This is a genomic window from Rhodopseudomonas boonkerdii (genome assembly GCF_021184025.1).
Lineage (GTDB): Bacteria > Pseudomonadota > Alphaproteobacteria > Rhizobiales > Xanthobacteraceae > Tardiphaga > Tardiphaga boonkerdii.
Genome location: NZ_CP036537.1, coordinates 2,948,050 through 2,973,855, shown reverse-complemented (window position 1 = coordinate 2,973,855; position 25,806 = coordinate 2,948,050). Strand labels below are relative to the sequence as shown.

Annotated in this window: 14 protein-coding genes; 4 read left to right on the top strand and 10 right to left on the bottom strand. The window is 60.8% G+C overall.

The features are described from left to right. Positions 1–14: 14 nt before the first annotated feature. From E0H22_RS13740 to E0H22_RS13700, 9 genes are all read right to left on the bottom strand, one after another. A complete protein-coding gene (locus E0H22_RS13740; RefSeq protein WP_233021577.1) occupies positions 15–1,019 on the bottom strand; it encodes a FecR family protein in 1,005 nt (334 codons plus the stop codon). A gap of 9 nt (positions 1,020–1,028) precedes the next feature. Next, positions 1,029–1,580 carry an RNA polymerase sigma factor gene (locus E0H22_RS13735; RefSeq protein ID WP_233021576.1) on the bottom strand — a complete coding sequence of 184 codons (552 nt, stop codon included), beginning with the start codon at positions 1,578–1,580 and terminating at the stop codon, positions 1,029–1,031. Between the two features lie 165 nt (positions 1,581–1,745). Next, positions 1,746–2,456: an STN domain-containing protein gene (locus tag E0H22_RS13730; protein ID WP_233021575.1), complete on the bottom strand. Its 711-nt coding sequence runs from the start codon at positions 2,454–2,456 to the stop codon at positions 1,746–1,748. Between the two features lie 191 nt (positions 2,457–2,647). Then, positions 2,648–3,880, bottom strand: coding sequence for a TetR/AcrR family transcriptional regulator (locus E0H22_RS13725; protein WP_233021574.1), 1,233 nt, complete (start codon positions 3,878–3,880; stop codon positions 2,648–2,650). A 30-nt stretch (positions 3,881–3,910) separates the two neighbouring features. Continuing rightward, positions 3,911–4,999 (bottom strand): ABC transporter ATP-binding protein, encoded by a 1,089-nt coding sequence (locus tag E0H22_RS13720; RefSeq protein WP_233021573.1) that lies wholly within the window; start codon positions 4,997–4,999, stop codon positions 3,911–3,913. Further along, the gene (locus E0H22_RS13715) at positions 4,983–5,969 is read right to left on the bottom strand and encodes an ABC transporter ATP-binding protein (RefSeq protein WP_233026362.1); all 987 of its coding nucleotides are present in this window, start codon (positions 5,967–5,969) and stop codon (positions 4,983–4,985) included. Before E0H22_RS13715 ends, E0H22_RS13720 begins: the two co-directional genes overlap by 17 nt. Positions 5,970–6,152: 183 nt before the next feature. After that, positions 6,153–7,832 (bottom strand): ABC transporter substrate-binding protein, encoded by a 1,680-nt coding sequence (locus tag E0H22_RS13710; RefSeq protein WP_233021572.1) that lies wholly within the window; start codon positions 7,830–7,832, stop codon positions 6,153–6,155. A 108-nt stretch (positions 7,833–7,940) separates the two neighbouring features. Next, positions 7,941–8,837, bottom strand: coding sequence for an ABC transporter permease (locus tag E0H22_RS13705; protein WP_233021571.1), 897 nt, complete (start codon positions 8,835–8,837; stop codon positions 7,941–7,943). Beyond that, positions 8,837–9,817, bottom strand: a complete 981-nt coding sequence (locus tag E0H22_RS13700; protein WP_233021570.1) for an ABC transporter permease — start codon at positions 9,815–9,817, stop codon at positions 8,837–8,839. Before E0H22_RS13700 ends, E0H22_RS13705 begins: the two co-directional genes overlap by 1 nt. Positions 9,818–10,321: 504 nt before the next feature. Between E0H22_RS13700 and E0H22_RS13695 the strand changes: the two genes are divergently transcribed. Then, positions 10,322–11,593, top strand: a complete 1,272-nt coding sequence (locus tag E0H22_RS13695; RefSeq protein ID WP_233021569.1) for an acyl-CoA dehydrogenase family protein — start codon at positions 10,322–10,324, stop codon at positions 11,591–11,593. Between the two features lie 369 nt (positions 11,594–11,962). After that, a complete protein-coding gene (locus E0H22_RS13690; protein WP_233021568.1) occupies positions 11,963–12,829 on the top strand; it encodes a transglutaminase-like cysteine peptidase in 867 nt (288 codons plus the stop codon). Positions 12,830–12,837: 8 nt separating this feature from the next. On the opposite strand, the gene E0H22_RS13685 is transcribed toward E0H22_RS13690, so the two are convergent. Beyond that, on the bottom strand, positions 12,838–14,532 hold the full coding sequence (locus tag E0H22_RS13685; RefSeq protein WP_233021567.1) for a ShlB/FhaC/HecB family hemolysin secretion/activation protein: 1,695 nt from the start codon (positions 14,530–14,532) through the stop codon (positions 12,838–12,840). Between the two features lie 479 nt (positions 14,533–15,011). Here E0H22_RS13685 and E0H22_RS13680 point away from each other — a divergent pair, with 479 nt between their 5' ends. Together E0H22_RS13680 and E0H22_RS13675 are read left to right on the top strand one after the other, a co-directional pair. Next, entirely contained in the window at positions 15,012–15,731 is a 720-nt protein-coding gene (locus tag E0H22_RS13680) for a hypothetical protein (RefSeq protein WP_233021566.1), read from the top strand. A 102-nt stretch (positions 15,732–15,833) separates the two neighbouring features. Continuing rightward, complete coding sequence (locus tag E0H22_RS13675; protein ID WP_233021565.1) at positions 15,834–25,793, top strand: MBG domain-containing protein; 9,960 nt, start codon at positions 15,834–15,836, stop codon at positions 25,791–25,793. The last annotated feature ends 13 nt before the right edge of the window (positions 25,794–25,806 follow it).

Genomic DNA, 25,806 nt, shown 5'->3' with positions numbered 1-25,806 from the left:
TCGAGATCTTGCGATCAGCTCAACAGGACCATGTCGCCAGGCAAGCGGCGCAGCCGCGCGCCAAAGGTTTCGGCCAGATGATCGATGGCTGCATCAATGTGGCTGAGCTGGAATGTCGCAACAACGTCACGTTTGCCGAGCTTGTCGTTCAACAGCACGATCTTGCCGGGGCGATAGCGGTTAAGTTCCTGAACCACCCGCGCAAACGGCTCGTGGCGAAAGATCAACTGTCCGCGCTCCCACGCGCTCAAAACGACGACATCTGCAGTCGCGACCGGTTTCAGCCCGCTGTCGTCATAGACAATCTGATGCCCCGGCGAGACCGACGCAACCTGATCGCGATGGCGCACACGGACTTCACCTTGCACGCAAGTGATGCAAACCGAAGCATCCTCGCGACGGATGGTGAAGTGAGCAGCGGATGCAGTGGCACGGCCGTTTCCTGCGACCACTTCCACATCGACATCTGCTTTGGCCGTAATCGACACCTCACCATCGAGTAGTTCGAAGCCGCGCCGATCGGAACTGGCCGCACGCACATCAATACTGGTTTGAGTATTGAGAATGACCGAGACGTCATCCCCTATTGCAACGGTCTGCCGGCCGCCGGTGCCCGTACGATAATCGGCAGCGAGCTCTGCCGCCGACGGCCAGAAACGGAATGGCGGACGCGAACCGACATAGCCAACCGCAGCAACAGATGCGGCCAAGGCGCCACCGAGAAAAGCACGACGCGCGAGCTGCGGGCGCGGACGTAGCGAAACAACAATGCCGGGCACCGGCATGATCTCCCCTACCAGATCGCCGGCCGGGCCGAGCGTCTGCCAAAGCAATTTGGCCTCGGCAAAAGCCTGACGATGTGCGGGGCTCTGGCTGCGCCAGCGTTGCAAAGCCTCGGCATCTTCCGTCGTCGCCTCGCCGGATGTCAGCCGGATCAGCCATGCGGTTGCTTCCGCGCTCAGGCGTCCGCCTTCGTTCATCGGTAGGTGTGAGCCAGATGGATGGATGATGTCGCGCACGCGGTCCCCTCAATCTCTAGACGCCGTGGGACGGCCGGAACCGAACGTCTGCGACAGATTTATTTCAAGGCGTGCGCGACAGTGATCGAGCGCCTGTTTCAGCTCGCGCTCCACCATGCGCGTCGAGATACCGAAACGGTCGGCGATTTCCGAAATCGGCTTACCTTCGGTGCGCGCGGCCAGGAAAATCGCGCGGCGACGCTCGGGGAGTTCTGCAAGCGCCTGAGCCAGACCGCGCACCGATGAGCGCGCGGCAGCGATCCGCTCGGGATCGAGCTCGTCGTTGTCGACCTGCAGCAGCAATTCGACCTCGGAGCGCTCCAGACGACGCGCTTCCGAGCGGCGCCGGTCAGCTGCGATATTCAATGCAATCCGAAACAGATAGCTGCGTGGGTGCTGGATCGTGTCGAGAGCATCAAGCCGACCGAGGCGAAGATAGGCTTCCTGCAGCACTTCGTCTGCCGCATCGGGAGAACCGAGACGACGCGCCAGCCGGCTGCGCAGCGGACCGTAATCGTCCAGCAAGGTCTGCAGCAACACCGCCTGACCACTCTCCTTCATACCAGCGACAATCCAACCTGCAACTCGAACGGGCGCGCAACGAAGGACGGCGCGCGCCTGAATGCGCAACCCGGCCCGAACCGTGACCGCGGGTGACTCAGCCCGCGCCAAGTTCATTTATGGAATTATTGTGACAGATTGTTATAGCTATCCGGTCCCGGCGATTTATGGCAGCAGGGCTGGAGAGATCGAACCATTGCAATCGCCACTCTCGCGCGGAGATTTCGGCAAGATCACCATGATCACGGGTTGCGGCAACGACTTGGGCGGCCGTTCGACGGTGACACTGCGAAGGATTCGGCCGACGAGACGATCGCGATCCTGATCCCCGGTCGAGCTCAAGAGGTCGACCCGATCTGCCCGCCCGTCTGAACTGAGCCAGATGCGAAAAGCCAATCGATATTCGCCCAGGGACGCCGCACCATCCCGGCAGAGCGCGGCCAGGACAGCATGCTGAAGCGCCGTCGAATAGTTCCGCCGCACCATCTCGCCCTCGGCGCCGCTGAGGCCGAGGGTTACCGCTATAGCACCGGTCCCTACCGCGCGAGCAACCAACCCGCTTTCCGACAGCAAGTGCTCAAGCGCCTCATCTACCGTGTAGTCCCCGTAAACAGCCGGAGCCTTTCGTCCGGCAAGAACCTTCCCATCGGCAAAAATCTGCACTCCGGCGGTCGCGCTCAGCCGATATAGAGCCTCCTCGATCGGTTGCGCCGGAAGGTCGAAATGCCATCGCGGCACGGCCGTAGTTGCAACATGTCCCGCCGGTTTTTGAGCGGCAGCCACGCCTCCGTTCGCTGCGACGGAGGCAGCGAGCGCGGCGATGAAACTCACGGCATTAAGCAGAGACGACAGCTGCACGTCTTTTGAGCCTTTCATGCGAACGCACGACGTCCCTCAGTCGGCTGCCATGGCTCTTCCGTCAAGTCTTGCGATCAAGATCGATCGGCTGTCTGGGTATCTCTTCGGTCGATCCAAACAGCGGCTCCGTTTGGCGCCGGTATCACCTTGCGATGTCAACGACATAGATATTCGCAGGTTCATTCAGCGTGGCCTCGCCAGCCCCGACATTACGCCGATGCGCACAAAATCCCCATAAACAGCGGCCGGGCATAGAGATCTGCGACATTGCCGATCGTCGCTTCCGGCACCCAGCGCTTGACCGAGGCCGACGCATTGATCATGCCGCTGATCATCTGCGCCGCGATCGCCGGATCGATCGGACGGACCGATCCATCCATCACGCCGTCCACGACAACACTGGCGAAATGTTCGGACAACCTGTTCATGGTACGGAGAGTCTGCTCAGCGGCCGCTTCGGGCAACCCGCTGCGTGCGGTAATGCGCAGCAGAGGACCGTCGTTGGACAACTGATACTTCACCAGCGCGGCTGCCGCGGCGCTTAACCGGTGCCAGCCATTTTCGCAGTTATCGGCCGCCGACTGGGCGCGGCGGATGACATCGAAGGTGCGCGCGAAACAGTCGACGATCAGGTCGTCCTTGTTATCGTTGTGATGATAGAATGAACCTTTGGTGACCTTGAGCGCCGCCGATATCCGTTCGACCGAGGCGCCGCGATAACCTTCTTCATTGATCAACCGGGTGGCGACGCGAAGAAAAGCGTCCGGCGATATGTCGTCCGCCACCTTTGGTCTGGCAAGCGTCGGCAGCGTGGGCGGCGTCCACATTGTCGCGCCGTTGCCGAGTCCGTGCAGCAGGATATCACTGGCGTGCCGCGCCGCGCGGGGATAGCCCGAGACCTCATAACGGATGGTCCAGACACGCGCCCACTGCGTCAACGTAAACAACAGATGCGCGCGTGCATTGCGCTCCGAACGGCTGAGGCCAAGGCGGTTGTCGGTCCCGATCAATCCGCGAACGCGGCGAAACATCTGGGCATAGAGCGTCGCGACATCGGTGCGCGTCGCACTCAGCGTGCTCACTTCGGAGAAGTTGATGAATTGCGGCCTGGTGCCGGTCTCGACATCGGCCAGCAAGCGAAAGAAGCCCGTCACGAAGGCTGCAATCCGCAGCTCCGGTGTCTTCGCCTTTTCTGCGTCGGCAAGCAGCCCATCGAACACCTCGACGGATCGCAACACGCAAGCCAGTGCGAGGTCATCCTTCTTCCGAAAGTAGTATGTCACGCTGTTGGTGACGAGCCCCACGCTCTGCGCGACGTCGGACAACGTCGTACCGCGAATGCCCCGCCGGTTGAACAGGCGGGCGGCCGCATCGAGGATCGCTTCGCGCTTCTCCAGAAATCGGCGGGTCTGCCCTTCATCGACGGTCGACACATCACTCATGACAACTACCAACCGACCTCATGCGGGCAATCAGGCGCTGACCGGGACATTTTGCTCGGCGTTGCCAAGACCGCCCGGCGCAGAATGTCGCAAACCATCTCTGCTTGCACCAGAAATCGACGGATCGTGCAAGTGGCAAGCCGCTGCGCGCCCATCCGTCATCTCCAGGAGCGGCGGATCGACCTCGGCACAGACCTTCATGGCCAGGGGGCAACGCGGATGGAAACGGCAACCCGACGGCGGATTCATCACACTGGGCGGCTCGCCCAGGATCACCTGCTGCGGTCGCAGCGCCTCGGCCGACGGGTTGGGGATCGGCACCGCAGCAAGCAGGCCCTGCGTATAGGGATGCAGCGGCGCCTTGTAGAGCTCGTTACGTGGCGCCACCTCGACAATACGGCCGAGATACATCACCGCGATGCGATGGCTGACATGGCGCACCACGGCAAGATCATGAGCGATGAACAGGTAAGACAGCCCCAGTCGTTCCTGCAGCTCCTGAAACAGATTGACCACCTGCGCCTGAATCGAGACGTCGAGCGCCGATACCGGTTCATCGCAGATCACCAATGCCGGATTGAGCGCCACGGCGCGCGCGATCGATATGCGCTGGCGCTGGCCACCGGAGAATTCGTGCGGATAGCGCTCGGCCATGTCCGGCCGCAATCCGACCAGCCGCAGCAATTCCTGTATCCGGGCACGGTAGACATCGCGTTCGGTGTCGACCCCATGCACGATCAGCGGCTCGCCGATGATGTCGCCGACTTTCATCCGCGGGTTGAGCGAGCCATAGGGGTCTTGATACACCATCTGAATGCGGCGCCGGACCGCGCGCATGGCGCTAGCGCTGTAATTCGCGATGTCCTTGCCCTCAAACTCCACCCTGCCCTCGGTGATCGGCGTCATCCGCAGCACAGCGAGGCCCGTCGTGGACTTGCCGCAGCCGGACTCGCCGACAAGCCCGAGCGTCTCGCCCTTGCGGACTTCGAAAGATACACCATCGACGGCACGAACGCTGCCGACCTGCTTGCGAACGACGACGCCCTGATACTGCGGAAAATGAACCTTGAGGCCGCTAACCTTGAGGATCGGCTCCTTCGCCTCAAACTTTGAGGGCATCGGCGCCTCCTTTCACATCGGCGAAGCACGCCCGGAAATGCTGCCCTTCAATATGTTCGAGTTCCGGCGCTTCCTGGCGGCAACGATCGCCGACATAGCGGCAACGGGTCTGGAATGCACACCCCCGAGGCAGAGCCGCAAGATCCGGCGGCTGCCCTTCGATCGGCACGAGGCGCTGTTGGGTGTCCTGGTCGAGCCGAGGAATCGAGGCCATCAGGCCGAGCGTGTAGGGATGGCGCGGGGTCTCATAGATTTCGCGCGCGGTACCGCTCTCCACAATGCGGCCCGCATACATGACGCAGACCCGGTCCGCATAACGCGCGACCACACCGAGATCATGGGTGATCAAGACCAAGGCAGCCTTGGTCTCGCGGGTGAGATCCTTCAGCAAAGCAAGAATCTGCGCCTGCACGGTGACGTCGAGTGCGGTGGTCGGCTCATCGGCCACGATCAGCTTCGGCTTACAGGCGAGCGCCATGGCAATCATCGCACGCTGCCGCATGCCGCCGGAAAACTGATGCGGATAGGCCGTGACGCGCTTCTCCGCATCGGGGATGCGAACGCGTTTCAGCAGCTCGCCGGCCTTGATGAGCGCTTTCTTCCAGCTCAGGCCGTGGTGCAGCTCCATGGGTTCGGCGATCTGCAATCCCACCGTCAAGGACGGATTGAGCGACGACATCGGTTCCTGAAAAATCATCGCGATCTCGTTGCCGCGGATCGCGCGTATTTCCTTGCTCGACAGTTTCAAGAGGTCACGTCCGTCGAACAGGATTTCACCGGATTTCACGCGGCTCGGCGGCGACGGAATGAGTTGCAGCAACGACAGAGCGGTCACACTCTTGCCGGAGCCGCTTTCGCCGACAATCGCGAGCGTCTCTCCCGGGAAGACGGAAAACGACACCTTGTCCACTGCGCGCAGCGCGCCGCGACCGACGCCGAATTCGACCGCGAGATCGCGCACTTCCAGCAGCGGTCGGCCGCTGGGCGATGCTTCCTCGCGCACGCGTCCGGTGGGCGTAGCCTTGGCCGACGTGTCATTGGAATCGAGAAGGAGCTCTGGCACTCGCGTCTCCTGTAAATTGGCGACCGGGATACGGTCCCCGCCCCGATGCCGCACGGCTGGCGACGATCAGGGCGCGGACGATGAGAGGCGTCAGAAGCCCATCTTCTTCTTCATCTCCTGATCGATCCAGATGCGGGCATAGATCGGCCCTGGACGCACGGCACCGGCACGCAGTTCGCCCGCATAGTTCTTCACCCACGGCCACCAGGCCGTATAGAGATAGGGCGTTGGCAGCCAGATATACGGAGCCTTGTCCAGGATCTCGACCGTCATCTCCTTCAGGGCCGTCTTGCGCTTGCTCTCATCGCGCTCCTGATAGGCAGCTTCCATTTTCTTGTCGAAAGCCGGATCCGCATATTGCGACGGATTCCAGGTCTGACCGGTGACGAAGCTCTTGCGGATCGTCGTGGTCGGATTGGTGTGGCCGTTATTCATCATATAGCCGGCCGCGTTGGTCTTGGATGTCATGGCCGACAGGAATGCACCATATTCCATCGGCTGGATCTCGATCTTGACTCCAACCTGTTCGAGATAGGCGCCGATCAGCGGCAACAGGTCGAGATGGTCGGGCTGGCATGTGCAGACCTGCACCTTGAAGCTGAAACCTTTCGGTACGCCGGCTTCGGCGAGCAGCTTCTTCGCCTTGTCGGGATTGTAGGTGAACAGCTCCTTCACCGAGGCCGGCATCGCATCGAGCGGTTCGTAGTAGCCGTCATAATCGGGATGCTGCGGATAGGAAAACAGCTCCGCATGTCCGTTATAATAAGCTTTGACGATTTCCTGCTTGTTGACGGCGAGATTAAGCGCGCGGCGGACGCGAATGTCGTCGAACGGTTTGGTATCGACGCGCATAGCCACGAACTGCCCATTCATGGAAAGCCACTTCGACCATTTGAGCTGAGGGACGCTCTTCTTCAGCTCTTCCATATCGGTCCAGCGCACCAGCTCGGCGATATCGAGCTTGCCCGTGCGCAGCGCCGTGGTGACCGTCGCCTCATCCTTGATGTTACGATAGATGACCTTGTCGACGAACGGCAGCTTGAACTCCTCGCCCCCAATCTTTTCCTTGTCCCAATAGATCGGATTCTTCGAATACGTGTTCTGATTGCCCTGGACGTGATCGGTCAGCAGGAACGGACCGGAGCCATTGAGATTCTTCCAGTTGTTGGCGCCGGCCTCTACCACTTCCTTGGGGAAGATACCGGAATAGTAACCCCAGCCGAAACGGTAATCCCATTCCGCATTGTAGGATTTCAGCTTGAACACGACCGTATGTTTGTCGATCGCCTCGACCTTCTCGATATAATCGAAATAGGTCGCGATTTTCTTCGGGCTCTTGTCAATGTGGGTATAGCTGAAGACGACGTCATCGGCGACGAGCTCGCGCGACGCCATTACGCCCGGCTTCTCCGGGAACATGATGCCCTTGCGCAGCTTCACCTCGATACGCAGCGGGTTCTCTTTCATCTCCCAGCTTTCGGCGAGTTCGCCGCGCACCGCGTCAGAGGGAACCCATGCGTCTGCATAGAAAGGGTACTTTCCTCCGTTGCGCTTGGCCTTCGACAGATCGGCCGCGAACAGCTGTTCGTAGAACTGCCCGGTGTCGTGATTGATCTTCCAGTTCCAGTCGGCCGGATCCCACGTCAACACGTTCAGCGCGCGATTGACGGTTGCCACCTGCAGTGTGCCGCCATATTGCGGTTTCTCGTCGGCCCGTACCGCAGACGACAAGCCGATCGCAGCCGACATGGTCATTGCGGTCGCGAGCAACTGGGCCGTCAATCTCCGCCTTACTGAATGTCCACTCACCGTCACCTCCCCTTTTGGTATCGACCGCGACCTTTGCTGTCGTCGGTGCTGTTCTTCCAAAACTGCCGATTATCGCGACCCGCGCATGCGCGGGTCGAGCAGATCCCGCAACGCATCGCCGAACACATTGGTGGCATAGACAACCACCGTCAGGCACAGGCCCGGCGCCAAGGCCAGCCACGGCCCTTGCAGCATGTAGGTACGGCCGCTGCCCGACAGCATGCCGCCCCATGTCGGCGCCGGCGGCGGCACGCCGAGACCGAGGAACGAAAGACCGGATTCAGCGAGGATCACGAATCCGACGCGGGTCGTGAACAGGATGATGATCGGCGGCATCACATTCGGCAGAATGTGGCGGATCAGGATGCGCGGCAGCGTGGCGCCCATCGATTGCGCAGCGTTCACATACATGTTCTCGCGGACCGAGATGGTTGCTCCGCGAATGATGCGCGAACCGTTGATGCCGAGCAGCAATCCGAGAATGCAGATGATCGGCACCAGTCCGGGACCGACGACCGACACGACCACGATCAGCACGACGAGATCGGGAAAACTCATCCAGGCGTCGACGAGACGCTGCATGATCATATCGAAGCGGCCGCCGAGATAACCCGACAGAATACCGATCACGACCGACACGATCGTGGCGATGCCGGCGGCGCAGAAGCCGATGATGACGGACAGCTGCGCACCATAGAGACACCGCGAAAGCACATCGCGGCCGAGATTGTCGGTGCCAAACAGAAACTGCCAGGACGGCGGCTTCATTCGGTTCAGTGGACTGATCTGGTTGTAGCCATACGGCGCCAGAAAATCCGCGAACAGTCCGCAGAACAGAAACAACAGGAAAACGACCGCGCCGGCTGCGCCAAGCGGCTTCTCACGAAACAGCCTGCCAATGAAGGCCAAAATCGGAGAGCGGGAACGTGGAGCCGTGGCGGTGGAGGTCTCGACTGCCATGGTCATCAGCGATACCTCACTTTGGGATCGAGCAGGCCGTAGCTGAGATCGACGATCAGATTGATCACCATCACAGCCAGGCCGACCACCAGAAACACGCCAGCAACGATCGGATAATCCCGCTGTGTCACGCCTTCCAACAGCAGCATGCCCATGCCGGGAATGACGAAAATCTGCTCGATGATGACGGCACCGCCGATCACCAGGGGCGCCTGAATGCCGACCAGGGTGACCACCGGGATCAACGCGTTGCGCAACGCATGTCGGATCACGATGGTCCGCTCACTGAGCCCCTTGGCCCAGGCGGTTCGGATATAGTCCTGCCGCAGAACTTCAAGCATCATCGTGCGTGTCATCCGCATCGTGATCGCCGACAGCGACATGCCGAGGATGAGTGCTGGCAGCAGCATATGCTGAAGCGCAGCAATCGGATCTTTCGTGAATGGTACATAGCTCAGGTCGGGTGACCATCCCCACCAGATGGCGGGAAATACCATCACCATGGTGCCGGTCCAGAATGCCGGGACCGCCAGCATCAGGATCGACAGCGATCGCATCACATAGTCGCCGAGCGTGTCCTGACGCAGCGCCGAATAGACGCCGATCGGGATCGCAATGATGAGGCCGATCAGAATGGCCATGAAGCCAAGGCCGAATGTAACAGGCAGGCGGCTCAGGATCTGATCGAGGACCGGCGTGTTGTGCCACAACGATTGCCCGAGATCGCCGCGCAGCACGCCACCGACCCAAAGGAAATACTGGATGTAGATCGGCTTGTTGAGGCCGAGCGCTTCTTCGAGCTGGGCACGGTCTTTCGCACTCGCCGAGATGTCGTTTTGCGACATCATAAGGTCGATCACATCGCCCGGCACGAGCCGCAGCGTGATGAAGACGATGAGACTGGCAAAGAAAATCGTGGGGATCAAAGCCAGCAAGCGGCGAGCAGCATAGGCGCGCATCAGCGTCGCGCCTTTCGACGAAGGCAAACAGGACTGCTGCGTTCCGCCTCTTGGAATAATCCCGCAACACCGCTGTCGCGATTGCCGGCGGATATGTCAGATATGCATACCCAGCTTTCTAACAGGTTCCAATCGCCTATTAGATTCATGTTTCCACCCTTTGAAGCTTGTTGATGCGTGCACCTTGCTTCTTGATGACAACATTCTAACGCTTCGAATTTTGGAAAGTAAACTGCGACCGATGAGCGAACGCGGTGACACGCAGCAGAACTCAGCATTTGCGCAGGTTTTCGTCCGACTCTGCGACAGCGGGTCGCATAAATCGGCTACGTTCACGAAGGCGGCGTGATCGTGCTGCACTGCGGCGCCCTCAGGCGATCGATGGCTCTATTGAGAGACTCGTCATCATCGACGCCGCGTGTGCTTGCGCAGAACGTCGAAGACAGAGACGCGACTTCGTGTCTATAACGGTCACGCACCCATCCACGCGAGATGGTCAGAAGCGCCGGTAGAAGAAACGGGAGAACGACAATGAAGACTGCCTATGCAGCACGCCAGACGCCTTACACGCTTGCCCCCGAAGATGCGCTGAACGATCTGCGCATGTCGGAGCAAGTCCGGCCGCTCTACGACCATGTTCGCAGATTCATCGCCACCACCGTCGAGCCGATGTCGGTGGAGTTCTATCGCGCGGGCGAAAAGAAGGCCGACCGCTGGTCGTTCACGCCCGAGCAGCTCGATATTCTCGGCAAAGCGAAGAACAAAGCCCGCGAGGAAGGTCTCTGGAACTTCTTCTTGCCCGACGCGGAGACCGGCGAAGGCCTGAAGAATCTCGATTACGCCTATATCGCTGCGGAGCTGGGCAAGAACCCCCTCGCCTCGGAAACGATGAATTGCTCCGCGCCGGATACCGGCAATATGGAAGTCATCGAGCGCGTCGGCACGCGCGAGCAAAAGGAAAAATGGCTGAAGCCGCTGCTCGCCGGCGAAATCCGCTCAGCCTATGCGATGACCGAACCGAATGTCGCCTCATCCGACGCAAAGAACGTATCCACCTCCGCCCGGCTCGAGGGCGACGAGTGGGTGATCAATGGCGAGAAGTACTACATCTCCGGCCTTGGAGATCCCCGCTGCAAGATCATGATCGTGATGGTCAAGACGAGCCCGGATGCGGCACCCAGCAAGCAGCAATCGCAGATTCTCGTTCCCGTCGACACGCCCGGCGTCGAAATCATCGGACCGATGCATGTGTTCGGCCACGACCATGCACCGCGCGGTCACATGCATATGCGCTTCAATAATGTGCGCGTGCCCAAGGAGAACATTCTGCTCGGCGAAGGGCGCGGCTTCGAGATTTCGCAGCTCCGCCTCGGCCCCGGTCGCATCCATCACTGCATGCGCACCATCGGCAAGGCCGAGAAGGCGCTCGACATGATGGTCGCCCGCGGTCTGACCCGCGAAGCATTCGGCAAGAAGATCGCGCATCTCGGCGGCAATCTGCAGATCATCGCGCAGGCGCGCTGCGAGATCGAAGCCATGCGTCTCATGGTGCTGAAGGCAGCCAAGGCGATGGACGTGCTCGGCAACAAGGAGGCGAGGATCTGGGTCAGCATGGTCAAGGCCATGGTGCCGGAGCGCGCCTGCAAGATCATCGACCAGGCCATCCAAATGCACGGCGCCACCGGCATCTCGCAATGGACCCCGCTTGCGGAAATGTATACCGACGTGCGTCACCTGCGCTTTGCAGACGGCCCGGACGAAGTGCACTGGATGGTCGTCGGCCGACACGAACTGACCCTGTAGTCTTTTAGCAAGAGTGCAGACGGCCGCTTCGGAAGTTTTCTATGCCGGAGCGGCCGGAAGTGACGGCGGAAAGCAACTCGGACGCCGCGCGAACTGAACGTGTGGGCGCCGTACGGCAGAAGGCGCTTCGCCGCTCGACACCCAATATTCACCATGGCCGCGCCGGAGCCATCGGCAACGACGGCTCGCTACGGCCGATCGATCAAGTTTTAGCATCTTTCTCAAGCACCGCTTGACGCTGCGCCTGGAAAGAGATCGTCAGTCCTCACCCCGTTAAGCCGTTCGAAGAAGCACCACCGCTAGACAAGCAGCGGCTTGGGCTGGAGAGCGGTCAACAAGATCGCCACGCCCAGGGATCAGGGGCGTTGAATGGCGATCTGGGGTACAAAGGGGCGCGTCGCCGCCGTATGGGTGGGCCACATTGTGGCCGGGCTGCTGATTGGCACCGTGCCATCAAATGCCAGCCTCTATGAACACACGCATCGCCGATTTGTTGCACATGCCGACCTCGGCGTGTTGACCGATTCATATAGGTCATTTGCTCCATGGGCGACCAACCGGCCACCTGCGCAGGAGCCGTTCCGTGCAGAGCTTGCACCGAGCGACATCCCATCGCTCGATGCCAAATGGAGTAGGGTGAATCTCGCCCTGCATCGCGACCGTTCGGTGCTGCAACACTGCCGCGCCGATGCATCGGCCTGCCCGGCGGCAGCCAGCGCCTTCCTCGCCATTATCGACCGCGCTCAAGGCCGCACTGGCTGGAGCCGCATTGCCGAGGTCAACCGCTCGATCAACCTCAGCATTCGTGCGATCTCCGACCAGGAACAATACGGCGTCCAAGATTTCTGGGCGACACCATTACTGACGTTCGCGTCTCATGCCGGCGATTGCGAAGATGTTGCTATCGCCAAGTACGCTGCGCTGCGCGAACTCGGTTACGCCGAAAACGACCTTCGCCTGGTCATCGCCAACGACCGAGTCTCCGGGGAAGTTCATGCGATCCTGACCGTGCGCCAGGACGGACGCTGGCTGATACTCGACAACCGGACGCTCGAGATCAAAGACGACACGGCCAGTCAGGCACTTGATCCACTGTTCACGATCAGCAGTACCGGTGTGCACAGGATCATCGCATCATCGCCGAGGCCTGAAGATGCGCGATGGAGCATCGCAGCGACATGGCTGCTTCCTGTCCACGTCGTCGCGGCCAGGTCAACGATATCTCCTGCACCCTAAGCAGGACCTCAGTACTGCAGCGCCAGACCAGTGAAAACGCGATCGCCATCGCGGGAGTGATCGTTACTGCTGCGGCGGCTCCATTCGACGAAGCCGTAGCCTGACGGCATGGCCGTGTTCGATGGCACGAGATTGACCCGCAGGCCGGCACCGTAATTCCTTGCCTGTAGGTTACCGACTTCAAGAAAGGTCGGAGCGACATATTTTCGTTCGCCCGTGGCGCCGAACAGATAGGGCGTCAGCGTCACACCGACGGCCTCGAACGGAACGGCCACAGCGCGGCCCAGTTCGGCGCGGGCAACCCAGGCCGTATCGCCTGCCAGCGAGCCGGCGGTAAAACCCGATAGAAAACGCGAGCCGTCGATCACATATTGTTCCGAGTTCAGCAGCGGCTTGTTGAAGGAAGTTTGGCCGGCGAGTATGGCTGTGGCCGCAAACCCCTCAGGCAGAGCCTGCATGATCTCGACACGACCGTTCCACTTGTAGAACTCCGCATCAGCGCCCTGGCGAGACAGCGGCAACAGGAAGGTCGCATCCGCCGCAGAGCGCGCTCCGAACGCATTCAGGCCGCGTGAGAAGGTCGTGTCGAAATTGACGGTGGTGCCGGTATCGCGCAGGCGCCATATACCCTCCAAACCACCGCGCAACGCGCGCACGCGGTCGAGACTGAGCGGGATCGGCGGCGCGAACAGCAAAGTGTCGAGCTCTTCATTGGTCGCGTCGAACCGACCGAAAGTCGTCAGTTCGCCGTCACGCGACTTGATGATGTCGTAGGACAGTCGCGCATAAGCCTGATTGAGCAGGCCCTGGCTTGCGGCACTTCGATCGACCCGCGGCGTGGTGACGCCATTGGTCACCCCGACCTCGAATTTCACGCCATCAATTCCGATCGGGAAGATCGCCCTGCCCGACAGATAGCGACGGACCGGATCGCTGTTCGGGAAGGAGTCGTTTGGCAAACCAGCGGCCGACACGGTGATCTGCTCGCCAAACCCAAGCACGCTGTTGGCGCTGACGGCGGTGACGAGCTGGTAGTTGCCGAACACCCGCGGCATCGCGTTGTCCGTGTAGACGCTGACCGAGATTGGTTTGTAGCGTCCTGTCAGGATAAGGACCGAACCGCCCTCTTTCTTGCCGGCCGCAAAGGTCGCGTTAAGCGTCAGCCCGGCCGCATCGCCGGCGATCAGGAGACGGCGTTCGAGCTCCGCCTGTTTCAAATGCGTCTGCCCGACCAGCGGCGCCAGCACGGCGGCGACGTAATCGCGAAGCCGGGCATCGAGTGCATCGAGATCGAGGCGCTCGACGAACCCGTCGATGACCCGCAGTTTGATTCGCGCGCTGCCCTCGATCTCCTGCGGCTCGATCACGATGCGAACCAGCGGATAACCGGCGCGGACATAAATCTGCTGCAGCTGGTCGGCAAATGCGAAGATGTCGGCGACGGTGATACGGCGACCGACAAGGGCATCCGAGAGGGTTGAGCGATCGCTGGCGAGTTCAGGGAATTCGCCTTTGATGACGATGCCAGTCAGTCGGAAACTCAGACGCTTGGCTTCAGCCGGGATGGCAGCGCCGGCCGGCACCTGCGGAATGGCGATGCGGGCCGTCGCAGCTGGCGGAACGATCTGCGGAGGCGCGACCTGACTTGGCGCCGGCACGTTCTGCGCCCAGGCAACGGCACTCAACAAAGATGCCGCAGCCATCACGCCAATCCTTATGAATTGCAGACGCCCCACCACTTCTGACTTCTTTGTCCCGCCCCTTCATCAGCGCACGCTCGCGCTTCGTCCATGCCAGCTTACCTGAAAATACGGCCGTTCAGATCCCCCGCAGCGATGTCCTTAAACGTTGCCGCCCGGTCGTTGCCAATACGACACAGCCCGTCAACGCACCTGCCATCGACCTTGTCGGCCAGAACAACGGTCCAACTGACTGGTCACGCATCGCTCGGATCGACCAAACAAAGCGTCCTGAAAGCCCCAATAGTTAAGTACGTTAGTTAATTCGAAAACTCCCTCAAATTCATCCGTTTTTGCCGTGAAATTATTCTGAGATTTTTCTGATGAATGATTTTCTTCAATAAAATCAATGCCTCTCTTGAGGCAATGGGGTCTCGCTAGATTCGAGAATGGTCGGACTGCGAGTTAAGAAAAGAGGAGTATCCGACAACGAGACAAACGACATGCGCGCTGAAGTCACTCGGGAATCTCTCAGACGCCGGCCCAGATCGTGGGCCATTCTGGCCGCCGCTGGAAGCCTGGCCTTGTTAGCTTCCCCTGCCGTCGTATCCGCTCAGCAAGCAGCCAAAGCGACAGTACAGGAGCTGCCGCGATACGAAGTGACCGGCTTTCGTGATGCGCGGTTCGGCATGACCGAACCGGAAGTTCGTGCTGTCGTCACCAAGTCGTTCGGCGTCAAGCCGACGGATATCGCCAGCAGCACGAATCCGGTCGAAGGCACAACGGTGCTGACGACCCGAGTCGCGGCCCTCGACCCCGTCTCCAGCCCGGCGCAGATCGCGTACATCTTCGGTTATGCAACCAAGAAGCTCATCCAGGTGAATGTCATTTGGGGCGACGACAATTCCAAGGATCCGACCGCCGCCGACGCGCTGATCACCGCCGGCAGCCGGCTCGAGCGGTATTTTGCTGGTTTCACCTGGCGCAAGGATGCCGCACGCGCCGGCATTCCGGTTGGCGAGAATACAGTCGTCCTGTTCTCGGGCGAAGACGAAAAGAAAGGCGCCGTGCGCCTGATCGCCGATGGCGTGCGTTATCAAATGCAGCGTGACGGCAATCAAACCATGTCGCCCGAACCGAAAGGTCCGCCGAAGCTGATCATCAATTACATCGCCGACCGGGAAAACCCGGATATTGCGAAGATCGAAAAAGGCAAGTTCTAGGCGTACGCCTCACAAGCAGGCGACCGTCCCGGACCAACACGACCGTATGCGGCTTTCAACGACCGCATCGCTACAACAACAAATGATCGATAACGGGACCGTATGACACAGCGTCGTCTGGGTTTGACATTGCTGCTCGAAACGGGACTGCGGCCGATGGTGCCGCGTCTACGCGCGCTGCTGTTCTCGACGACGTCCGCCACCGTCTTGCTGATGTTTGCGTCCCCCGCTCTCGCGCAACAACTCCCGTCTGGCGGATCGGTGGCCGCAGGCAGCGCTGCGATCGTTCAGCCGAATGCGAGCACGCTGAACATCAATCAGGGCAGCGACCGTGCGATCATCAACTGGCAATCTTTCTCGGTCGGCACAGGCGGCACCGTCAATTTCAATCAGCCTGGCGCCTCCTCGGCAACGTTGAATCGCGTGAACGGTGCCGCGCCGTCGAGCATCGCCGGCACCATCAATGCGCCCGGCACGGTGCTGTTGGTGAATCCGAACGGCATCGCGATCACTCGCACCGGCACCATCAATACCGGCTCCTTCGCCGCCTCGACGCTCAACATCAAGGATGCCGACTTTCTTGCGGGAAACTACAAGTTCGACGGCAACGGCGGATCAGCTGGCGTGGTCAACAATGGCCGCATCAACGTCTCCGACGGCGGATTCGTCGCTCTGCTCGGTGGCCAAGTCGCGAATAACGGCATCATCTCGGCCCGGCTTGGCAAAGTCGGCCTCGGCGCCGGCGAACAGGCGACGCTGGATCTTGCGGGTGACGGCTTCCTGTCAGTCGCCGTACCGTCGAGCGAAATCGGCAAACTGGTCAAACCCAATCGCGCATTGGTCAGCAACAAGGGTCGTATCGAAGCCGATGGAGGTGTCGTCTATCTTAGCGCCGCCACCGCGCAAAACGTGCTCCGCAATGCGGTCAATATTCCAGGCACGGTGCGCACGAACACGGTCGGCTCGCGTGGCGGCCGGATCATCATCAATGGCGGCGCCGGTGGCACGATACGTGTGAGCGGCCGCCTGATCGCAAATGGCAGGAGTGGCGCCCACGCGGGCTCAGTCTCGGTCAAGGGCACCAAGATCGATCTCAGCGGCGTCATCTCTGCGCGCGGCGCCAAGGGCGGTGCGGTCGCCGTTGCCGCGACTGAAACGCTCAAGGCGACCGGCAAGATCGATGTGACAGCCACCGCCGGAAAAGGCGGCACCATCGACCTAACCGCAGCTAATGTCACCGTCGTCGGTGCGCTGATCGACGCGTCCGGTTCGAGTGGTGGCGGCACGATCCAGATCGGCGGCGGCCTCCAGGGCGGCGGAGCGCTGACGCATGCGCTGAATGTCTCTATCGATTCGACCAGCACGATCCGCGCCGATGCGCTGGACAATGGCCATGGCGGCACCGTCGCCGTCTGGTCCGATGGCAGCACCGCCGCCTATGGCACCTTCTCCGCCCGCGGCGGCGCCAATGGCGGCAATGGCGGGATGATCGAAACATCGGGCGCCGTGCTGTCGATTAACGGCATCCGCGTCGATACATCAGCAGCCTATGGGGCAACCGGCAACTGGCTGCTCGACCCGACCGACCTCACCGTCGATGCCGCCGCGGCAGCGACGATTTCGACCAATCTGGGCAGCAACAATGTCACCTTGCTGACAACCGACACCACTGCGACCGGCCCAGGCAACCAGAGTGCAGGACTTGGCGATATCAACATAAATTCCGCCATCGCGTGGACCAGCGCCAACACGCTCACCCTCACCGCGTATCACGGCGTCAACGTCAATGCGCAGATCAATGCCGGCAACAGCGGCAAGATCGTCATGCAGACGACGAATGGCGGCGATATCGTCATTAACGCAGCGATCTCCGGCAGCAGCAATTCGATCACACTGAATTCCTCGCGCGATATCGCCCTCAACAGCGCGTTGGCAGGCACCGGAGCGATCACGCTTACGGCGACGAACAACATCACGTTCCACAATACGGTCACCGGCACCAATAACTTTACGCTCAAGGCCGGCGGCACGATTACGTCGGGTTACGCTTTCAGTGCCGGCAATTTCGCGCTTGACGGCACGTGGTCGCAGATCGGCGCCAGTCTCCCCTCATTCTCCGCCACCGGGATGACGTTCACATCCGGCGCATTCATCCGCGCACTCGGCGGCGACGGCACATCGGCTACCCCCTATCAATTGACCGACGTCTACGGCCTGCAGGGCATCGCCTCGCCTCTCCTGCTCAGCAAGAACTTCGTCCTCGCCAACGATATCGACGCATCAGTCACTGCAACATGGAACGCCGGCTCAGGCTTCAAGCCGATCGGTAACGGCGACGCGATTTTTACCCAAGGCGCGGGTCGTCTTGGGGGTGGCCCTGGCACACCGTTCAGCGGCATTTTCGATGGTCAGTTCCACGTCATCTACAACCCGACAATCAGCGGTGGTCATGACGTTGGTGTCTTCGGCAGCAATTCCGGAACGATCAAGAGCGTAGGCGTATCCGGCGGCTCGGTCGTCGGCGCCACTTATGTCGGCGGCCTCGTCGGCTACAACTCCGGAACGATCAGCCAGTCGTTCGCGCAAACATCCGTCGGCGGAGCGGGTGGCGTCGGTGGGCTCGTTGGCCGCAATGACTCGACGGTCAGCGAGTCCTATGCCAGCTCGTTGGTTTATGCGACCGGATCGATATTCAACTTCGGTGGTTTTTCCGGGATGAATTTCGGCACCATCAGGGACAGCTACAGCAACGGTCCTGTCTACGGTGCCGGGCAGGTTGGCGGGTTTACCGGCATCAACGGCGGCGCTCTCATCAATATTTATACGAACAGCCGCTTCGCTGGTGGTGCGAGTATTCCGGGCTCCGGTGTTGGCGTTCTGAACGGCTCGATCGCCACCTTCCAAGGGGGCACCCTTCAGAACATCTACTTCAATTCCGACATGACGGGCGCGTCATACGCGTTCTATTCCGGGAACGCGCTAGGCGCGCGGAACACCGCGCAAATGATGTCCGGCCTGCCGTCCGGCTTCTCGGGCTCCGTCTGGGGTATCGTTGCTGGACAGAGCTATCCGTACCTCCTGTGGCAATTCCCGGCGGGCACCACGCCGCAGGTCATTAGCGGACGCGTCTATTCGGACCTGGGAACGTCTCTCGCAGCCGGGGTCCGCGTCGGTGCCGGTGCTGACGGCATGTCGTTTGTCGGCATGACCTATACCGGCGCCAACGGCACCTACAATCTGTTGGTCCCGCAGGGCAGTATCGGTGCGGCGAGCCAACTCATCGTTTACACGCCGTACACTTCCGGCGGCGGTGCATCGCTCCAATCAGCGAGCGGCTCCATTGCAGCGAATGACATATATCTCGGCTATCTGAAGTGGACGACCACCGGCACGACGATCACTGGAGCGGAGGCTGCGCTGGCGCAAGCCGTCGGCAACAACGCCGCAATGTCGAGTTATCTCGCGACGGTGTCGGGACGTGCCTATGTCTCGACCAATCCGGGCACATTCACGGTCGATCAGGCGCTGAATGCCGCGGGTCCGCTCGCCATCATCGCGGGCAACATTTCGATCCTGTCGGATATCAGCTGGACGAGCGGTCCTCTTTCGCTCCTGGCTACGGGGACTGTCACGGTTAACGGCTTGCTGACCGGCAATGGTCAGGGCGCGGGCGGCATCATCAAAGGCACCAGCATCGCATCCAGCTCGTCGATTTACTGGACGAGCGGATCGATGAACCTGCAGGCCACGTCCGGCAGCGTGACGATTGCCGGCAATCTGGCTGGCTTCGGTCCCAACGCGGCGCTAACCGCCACCGGCACGAGCGTTCGGATCGATGGCTCGGTTGCATGGGCAAACGGCGCGCTGGCGTTACAGGCGTCGAACGGCGCCGTGACTGTCGGTGGCAATGTCCTTGGTTCGGGCGGAAACGCAACCGTTACCGGCCGGTCAATCTCGATCGGCGGAACGCTGACGTGGTCGAATGGAACCCTGACGCTGACAGCATCCAACGGCAATGTCACGGTGACCGGCGACGTCATTGGCGGAGGCGCCGGGGCGAGCGGCGGCACGATCAGCGGCCAAACTGTCTCGCTCGGTTCGCTGACCTGGGCGAACAGCACGATGACGACGACGGCGACATCGGCGCTCGCGATTCACGGCAACGTCAACGGGATGAACGTTGACGGCAACAACAATAACAACTGGACGCTCAGTGCTCCAACCGTCACGGTCGATGGTGCGGTTGGCGTCAACACCTTCCAGTTCAACAGCGGAAATTGGGTTCAGAACACCACCGGTCTGATGGCGTTTTACGCCAAGTATTTCAATCTTGCGTCGGGTGTCACGTTCCAGCGCTTCGCTGGCGGCGACGGCACCACCACGACGCCGTATCAGATCACCGACATTTACGGACTCCAGGGTATCGCAACGACGTCCTCACTCTGGGGCAGGAGCTTTGCGCTGGCGAACGACATCCAGGCCGGCATTACAGCGATCTGGAATGGCGGCGCAGGCTTCATGCCGATCGGTAACTCGACCACGCCGTTCAGCGGACAGTTCCTCGGCCAGAATCGTAGCATCAATGGCCTGACGATTTATCGACCGACGACCGACTACGTCGGATTGTTTGGAGCGACGAAAGCCACAGCTTCACAGATTCAGGACCTGCATCTGACCAATGTGAGCATCACCGGTCGCGACAATGTCGGCGGAATCTATGGAATCGGCGGCAAGAATCTGCAGAACGACACCGTCAGCGGCATGATCGCTGGCAACAACAACGTCGGCGGCATCGTCGGTTACCTGACCAGCTCCGGTGTTTACGGTGGCCCCGCCTTCGCCGCCATCGGCCGCGCCTCTTTCTCCGGCACCGTGACCGGCGCCGGGAATGTCGGCGGGGTCGTTGGTACAAGTGAATCGCTTGTCATCAACAGCTTCTCCTCGGGCACCGTGACCGGCTCCCTCGACAGCGTCGGCGGTCTTGTCGGCTGGTCGAAGCCGATTGCAGGCGGAGGCGGATACGTTATCACCTCAGGTTCGATTGCGAATGTGAACGGACGCGACTATGTCGGCGGGCTGGTTGGTCTGAATGGAGACCCCTCGACGATCATTGCTACAACCGGCTCGGGCATCGGGCTGCAGAATTTTTACCGTCCGGGCGGTGCCATCACGAGTTCGTTCGCGAGCGGTGCAGTTGTCTCGGCTGGCGGCTCGTCAAACGGTGGAGCGGGCGGCCTTGTCGGCTACAGCTCCGGGATCATCAGCGACTCCTATTCGACAGGCTCGGTGATTGCGAGAGGCATGTACACCTACACCGGTGGCCTTGTCGGCTACGCGCTGAATGCGATTACGCGTTCCTGGTCGTCCGCCACTGTTCTCGCGACGGGGCCGAGCAGCATGGCGGGCGGGCTTGTCGGGGTTCTCGGCTCGGATAACCCGGGGCGGGTGATCAGCACTAACGGCGTCGATGGGAACGCCGGCTTCGTGCTTGCCAATCTCAGTTACGCCTACGCGACCGGTTCTGTCAGGGGGAATATTCAAGGCGGCCTTGTCGGCGGTCTCTCTGGACCCGCATCGATCAACAACACCTACAACACCACCACCATGTACATGGACGGTGCCGGTATCAATCGTGGCGCTGTTGTCGGCTTGATGTTGTACGCAAACACGCTTGCGACGAACAATAACAATTATTGGGACGCGGACGTTAATGGCGAAGGAAAAGTCAACGGCGGTACCATTCCGTTTACTGTCAGTTCAAGCAACACGACGCCCGCGGCAACTTTGCTTTCGCACGCGCAGGCCTTGACGCAATCAAGTTACGCCAATTGGGATTTCAGCAACGTTTGGTACATGGTGCCTGGAGCTTATCCAGTGCTGCGTTCCACTGGTTCGCACGCCGTGATTGTCGTAGGCAACAATACGACGCAGACATATGGCGACACGCCGGCCGGCGGCCCGTCGGCCACGTTCTATGGTCTCAGGTCTTACGACGACTCGTCAATTAATGGCTTGAACATCGTCTTCAAGAATTCGACGGTCAATCAGAACGATCCCTTCGGTTCGATTGTCACCAAAAACAGTGCTGACGGCACCGAATATCAGTTCATCTTCGTTCCCGGCGCGATCACCACCACACCAAAATCGATCGTGGTGCAGGGTGGCGATCTCAGCCGCGTCTACGGCGACAGTAATCCGACCGGAACAAGCTCAGTCGTCGTCGGCGGCTTGGCGAACGGCGACCAGATCGGTTACGTCGGCGTTTCCAACGGGCCGACTGGAGCGAACAATTCGCATAATCATGGCGCCGACGCCGACGCCGGCTACAGCTACGCCTACACGACATCCTCGGCACTTTTCACTTACGGCTCGGCGCTCAACTATAACGTCACCTATGCGAACGGCTCGATCGCGGTCACACCGCGGGCGGTCACGATCGCACTCAAGGGCACCACTCAGAAGACCTATGACGGAACGACGACCGCGGCGCTGACTTCCAGTAACTTTACAATTTCTGGCGCTTATCCGTGGGGCACAGAATTCAGTGCGCTGGCTGCGAACGGCGCCAACACTGGCACCTACGGCAGCCAGAACGCCGGCGCCAACAAACTTGTCACCGTGACGGGGGTCAGCCTAACCGCCACCGGCGATCCGGCTATTGCCGGGAACTACTACCTCACGTCCGACACCGCTTCAGGCAACATCGGCACCATCACGCCGAAGGCTCTGTCGGGCACCGTCAATATCGGCGGTATCAACAAGACCTATGACGGCACGGCGGACGCTGGCAGCGGATCGACGCAGCTTTCCCACGGCGTTAACGGCCTGGTCGGCTCCGACAGCGCAACGCTGACGATCTCGAGCGGCACCTATGACAGCGCCAATGCTGGCTCCCGCTCGGTCTCAGGCCTGTCTGGTCTCTCGTTGAACAACGGAAACTACACGATCGACTCGCTGGTCGTGACCGGCACCGGTACAATCTCTCCGAAGAACCTGTCGGGCACCACGGTCATTGGCGGCATCGACAAGACCTATGATGGCAGCACGACAGCCGGTGCCGGCTCACAGGTGCTGTCAGGCGCGGCCTACGGGCTGGTCGGTGGTGACACCGTCACATTGAGCACGCTCTCAGGCCTGTACAACAGCGCCAATGCCGGCGCGCGCACGATCTCGGGTCTGTCCGGCCTTGCCATCGACAACGGAAATTATCGCATCGGCTCACTGACCGCCACCGGCACGGGCACGATCTCGCCGAAAGACCTGTACGGCACCGCGATCATTTCCGACATCGACAAAGTCTACGACGGCACAACAGCCGCGGGCGCAGGTTCGATGTTGCTCTCGGGCGCGGCTTTCGGCTTTGTTGGCAACGACACGGCGACATTGAGCGCGCTGTCCGGGGTGTATGACAGGGCCAATGCCGGCGCGCGCACGATCTCGGCCCTCACCGGTCTGACCCTGAACAATGGCAATTACCGTATCGGCTCGCTGATCATTGCCGGCAGCGGCGTCATTTCACCGGCCCAGGTCATCGTGACGGCATCCGGCGGCTCGTCGGTCTACGGTTATTCACCGGCCAATCCCAAGTTCACTGCGTCCGGCCTGAAGAATGGCGAGACGCCTGATGTTCTCACCGGCCTCGCGAACAGCTTCGCCATCGACCAATACAGCAATGCCCAGAACTACACGCTCACCATCGTCGGCACGCTGACCAACAGCAACTACACGGTGACGAACACCTTGCCCGGTTCGTGGACCGTCACGCCCGCACCGATCGTCGTCACCGCCACCAGTGGAACGTCGGTCTACGGCCAGTTGCCGACCAATCCGGGCCTCACCGCCACCGGCTTGCAAAACGGTCAGGGTGTCGGCGTGCTAACCGGCCTGTCCAGCAACTTCAGCGTCACCAACCTCAGCGACGTTGACAGCTACACGCTGCGTGTCACCGGCGCGCTGACCAACCACAACTACGCCATCGTCAACGACAGCACCGACCGCATCGCCGGCACCTGGACCGTCACGCCTGCGCCGGTTGTCGTGACCGCGACTGGCGGCACCTCGATCTACGGGCAGTCGCCGTCAAACCCCGGCTTCACCGCCACGGGCTTGCAAAACGGCCAGGACGTCAGCTTCCTCTACGGCCTGTCCAACAACTTTGGCATCAACAACCTCACCAACGCGGGCAATTACACCGTCAACGTGACCGGCACACTGACCAACCGCAACTATGCGATCGTCAACAGCGCCGACCGCGTTGCCGGCACATGGACTGTCAATCCCGCACAGATCGTCGTCACTGCCACCGGTGGCTCATCGGTCTATGGGCAGTCACCCGCAAACCCGGGCTTTACGGCCACCGGCCTGCAGAATGGCCAGGATGAAACCATCCTGACTGGCCTCGTCAATGGTTTCGGAATCGATCGATTCTCGAATGCCGGCGACCACACGCTCAACGTCACCGGCACGCTGACCAACGGTAACTACGCTATCAGCAGCCGCATCGCAGGCATCTGGAATGTGAATCCAGCATCGCTGACCATCACCGCGATCGACCAGAGCAAGATCTACGGCGACGAACACCTCTTCACCGGCACTGAGTTCTCGTCGATCGGCCTGAAGAACAACGAGAGCATCGGGCTTGTCGCGCTCGCCAGCGCGGGTAAAGCGGCTCTCGCTGGCGTCGCCGGCGGCCCTTACGCGATTGTGCCGAACAACGCCACCGGAGGCACGTTCGACATCGCCAATTACGCCGTCACCTATGTCAATGGCGCCCTTACCGTGAGGCCCGCGGACATCTTCGTCGGCGCGCTTGGCGGAACGTCGGTTTACGGCTCCTCGCCGCTCAATCCGGGCCTGTCGGCGACTGGTTTGAAGAACGGCGAGACCGTGACGGTTCTCGCCGGACTGTCGAACAGCTTCGGCATCACGAATCTCAGCAATGCGGGCAATCATGTACTGAGCGTGGCCGGCCTGCTGACCAATCCGAACTATAAAGTTACCGGAACGACGACTGCGACCTGGGCGATCACCCAAGCTCAACTGATGTATGTGGCAACGCCGGCACAGCGATATTTCGGCGACGCCAACCCCGACTTCACCGGCGCGGTCACGGGCTTCGTCAACGGCGATACGCTGGCGAGCGCCACCGGCGGCAAGCTCCAGTTCACGACGGATGCCAAACAGAACACGATCATCGGCGCCTATGCCATCGACGGATCCGGCCTGACGGCTGCGAACTACTTCTTCGTGCAGGCTCCGTCGAACGCGACAGCGCTGACGATCTCCACGCCGCCGACCATCCCGGGTAGCCAGTTCGGTCCGCCGAACAGCAATGCCGGCTCGTCTAGCGGCAATGTCAATGTGAGCTTCCAACTCGCGCCGGCAGCAGCAACGCAGCCGATTTCGGTCACAACGACGCCGCGCGTGGTTGCGTCGAACACGACCCGCGATATTGCGCCGGCGTCGCTGCCGGACAAGAACGGCGCGGCTGCCGACAGGCGCTACGAGCCGATCAGCATTTTCGACCCCAATCAGTATTCGCAGTTCAAATTGCCGGACTACGCGGGTCAGGCCAGCGAGGCGGCGATCTTCACCATGATCGGGCGTTTTGCTTTGCCGGATCAGGCTGCGACGCTGATGATCGATACGTTCTGGAACGGAAAGGCTCCGGACCTCCATGGCGTCAGCGGCAGGAATCCGCTGGACGGCAAGGTGACCTTCTCGAGCAGCGCCCCCATCGAAGCCGGGAAAACCAACATCGCCAAGCTGCTCAGGGACGGCGCAGTCATGATTGGGGGCGGTCCCGGGCAATGGCTGCTGGCGACGGGGCTTTCGCCTGATGGCAAGTCGGTTCTCGCCAACGATCCGGTCAGCGGCAAAGTCGTTGCACTGTTGCTGGATTCGACGACTGGGGCGATCGGCAGTTTCGCCGGCTTTTACGATGCCAAGCTGAGGGGAATTTCATCGCCCGCGAATCTCGCAATCACGACCCCGGCCGGTGGGGCAATCGATGGCATCAAGGATTTCGTGCCTAGCACGTTTGTGACGGTCAAGATTCAGTAAGCCGGATCAAGCC

Coding starts and splice junctions, on each gene's coding strand:
- E0H22_RS13675 (WP_233021565.1), top strand. CDS start 15,834: ATGACACAGCGTCGTCTGGGTTTGACATTGCTGCTCGAAACGGGACTG.
- E0H22_RS13705 (WP_233021571.1), bottom strand. CDS start 8,837: ATGACCATGGCAGTCGAGACCTCCACCGCCACGGCTCCACGTTCCCGC.
- E0H22_RS13735 (WP_233021576.1), bottom strand. CDS start 1,580: ATGAAGGAGAGTGGTCAGGCGGTGTTGCTGCAGACCTTGCTGGACGAT.
- E0H22_RS13730 (WP_233021575.1), bottom strand. CDS start 2,456: ATGAAAGGCTCAAAAGACGTGCAGCTGTCGTCTCTGCTTAATGCCGTG.
- E0H22_RS13725 (WP_233021574.1), bottom strand. CDS start 3,880: ATGAGTGATGTGTCGACCGTCGATGAAGGGCAGACCCGCCGATTTCTG.
- E0H22_RS13720 (WP_233021573.1), bottom strand. CDS start 4,999: ATGCCCTCAAAGTTTGAGGCGAAGGAGCCGATCCTCAAGGTTAGCGGC.
- E0H22_RS13695 (WP_233021569.1), top strand. CDS start 10,322: ATGAAGACTGCCTATGCAGCACGCCAGACGCCTTACACGCTTGCCCCC.
- E0H22_RS13680 (WP_233021566.1), top strand. CDS start 15,012: ATGCGCGCTGAAGTCACTCGGGAATCTCTCAGACGCCGGCCCAGATCG.
- E0H22_RS13690 (WP_233021568.1), top strand. CDS start 11,963: ATGGCGATCTGGGGTACAAAGGGGCGCGTCGCCGCCGTATGGGTGGGC.
- E0H22_RS13685 (WP_233021567.1), bottom strand. CDS start 14,532: ATGGCTGCGGCATCTTTGTTGAGTGCCGTTGCCTGGGCGCAGAACGTG.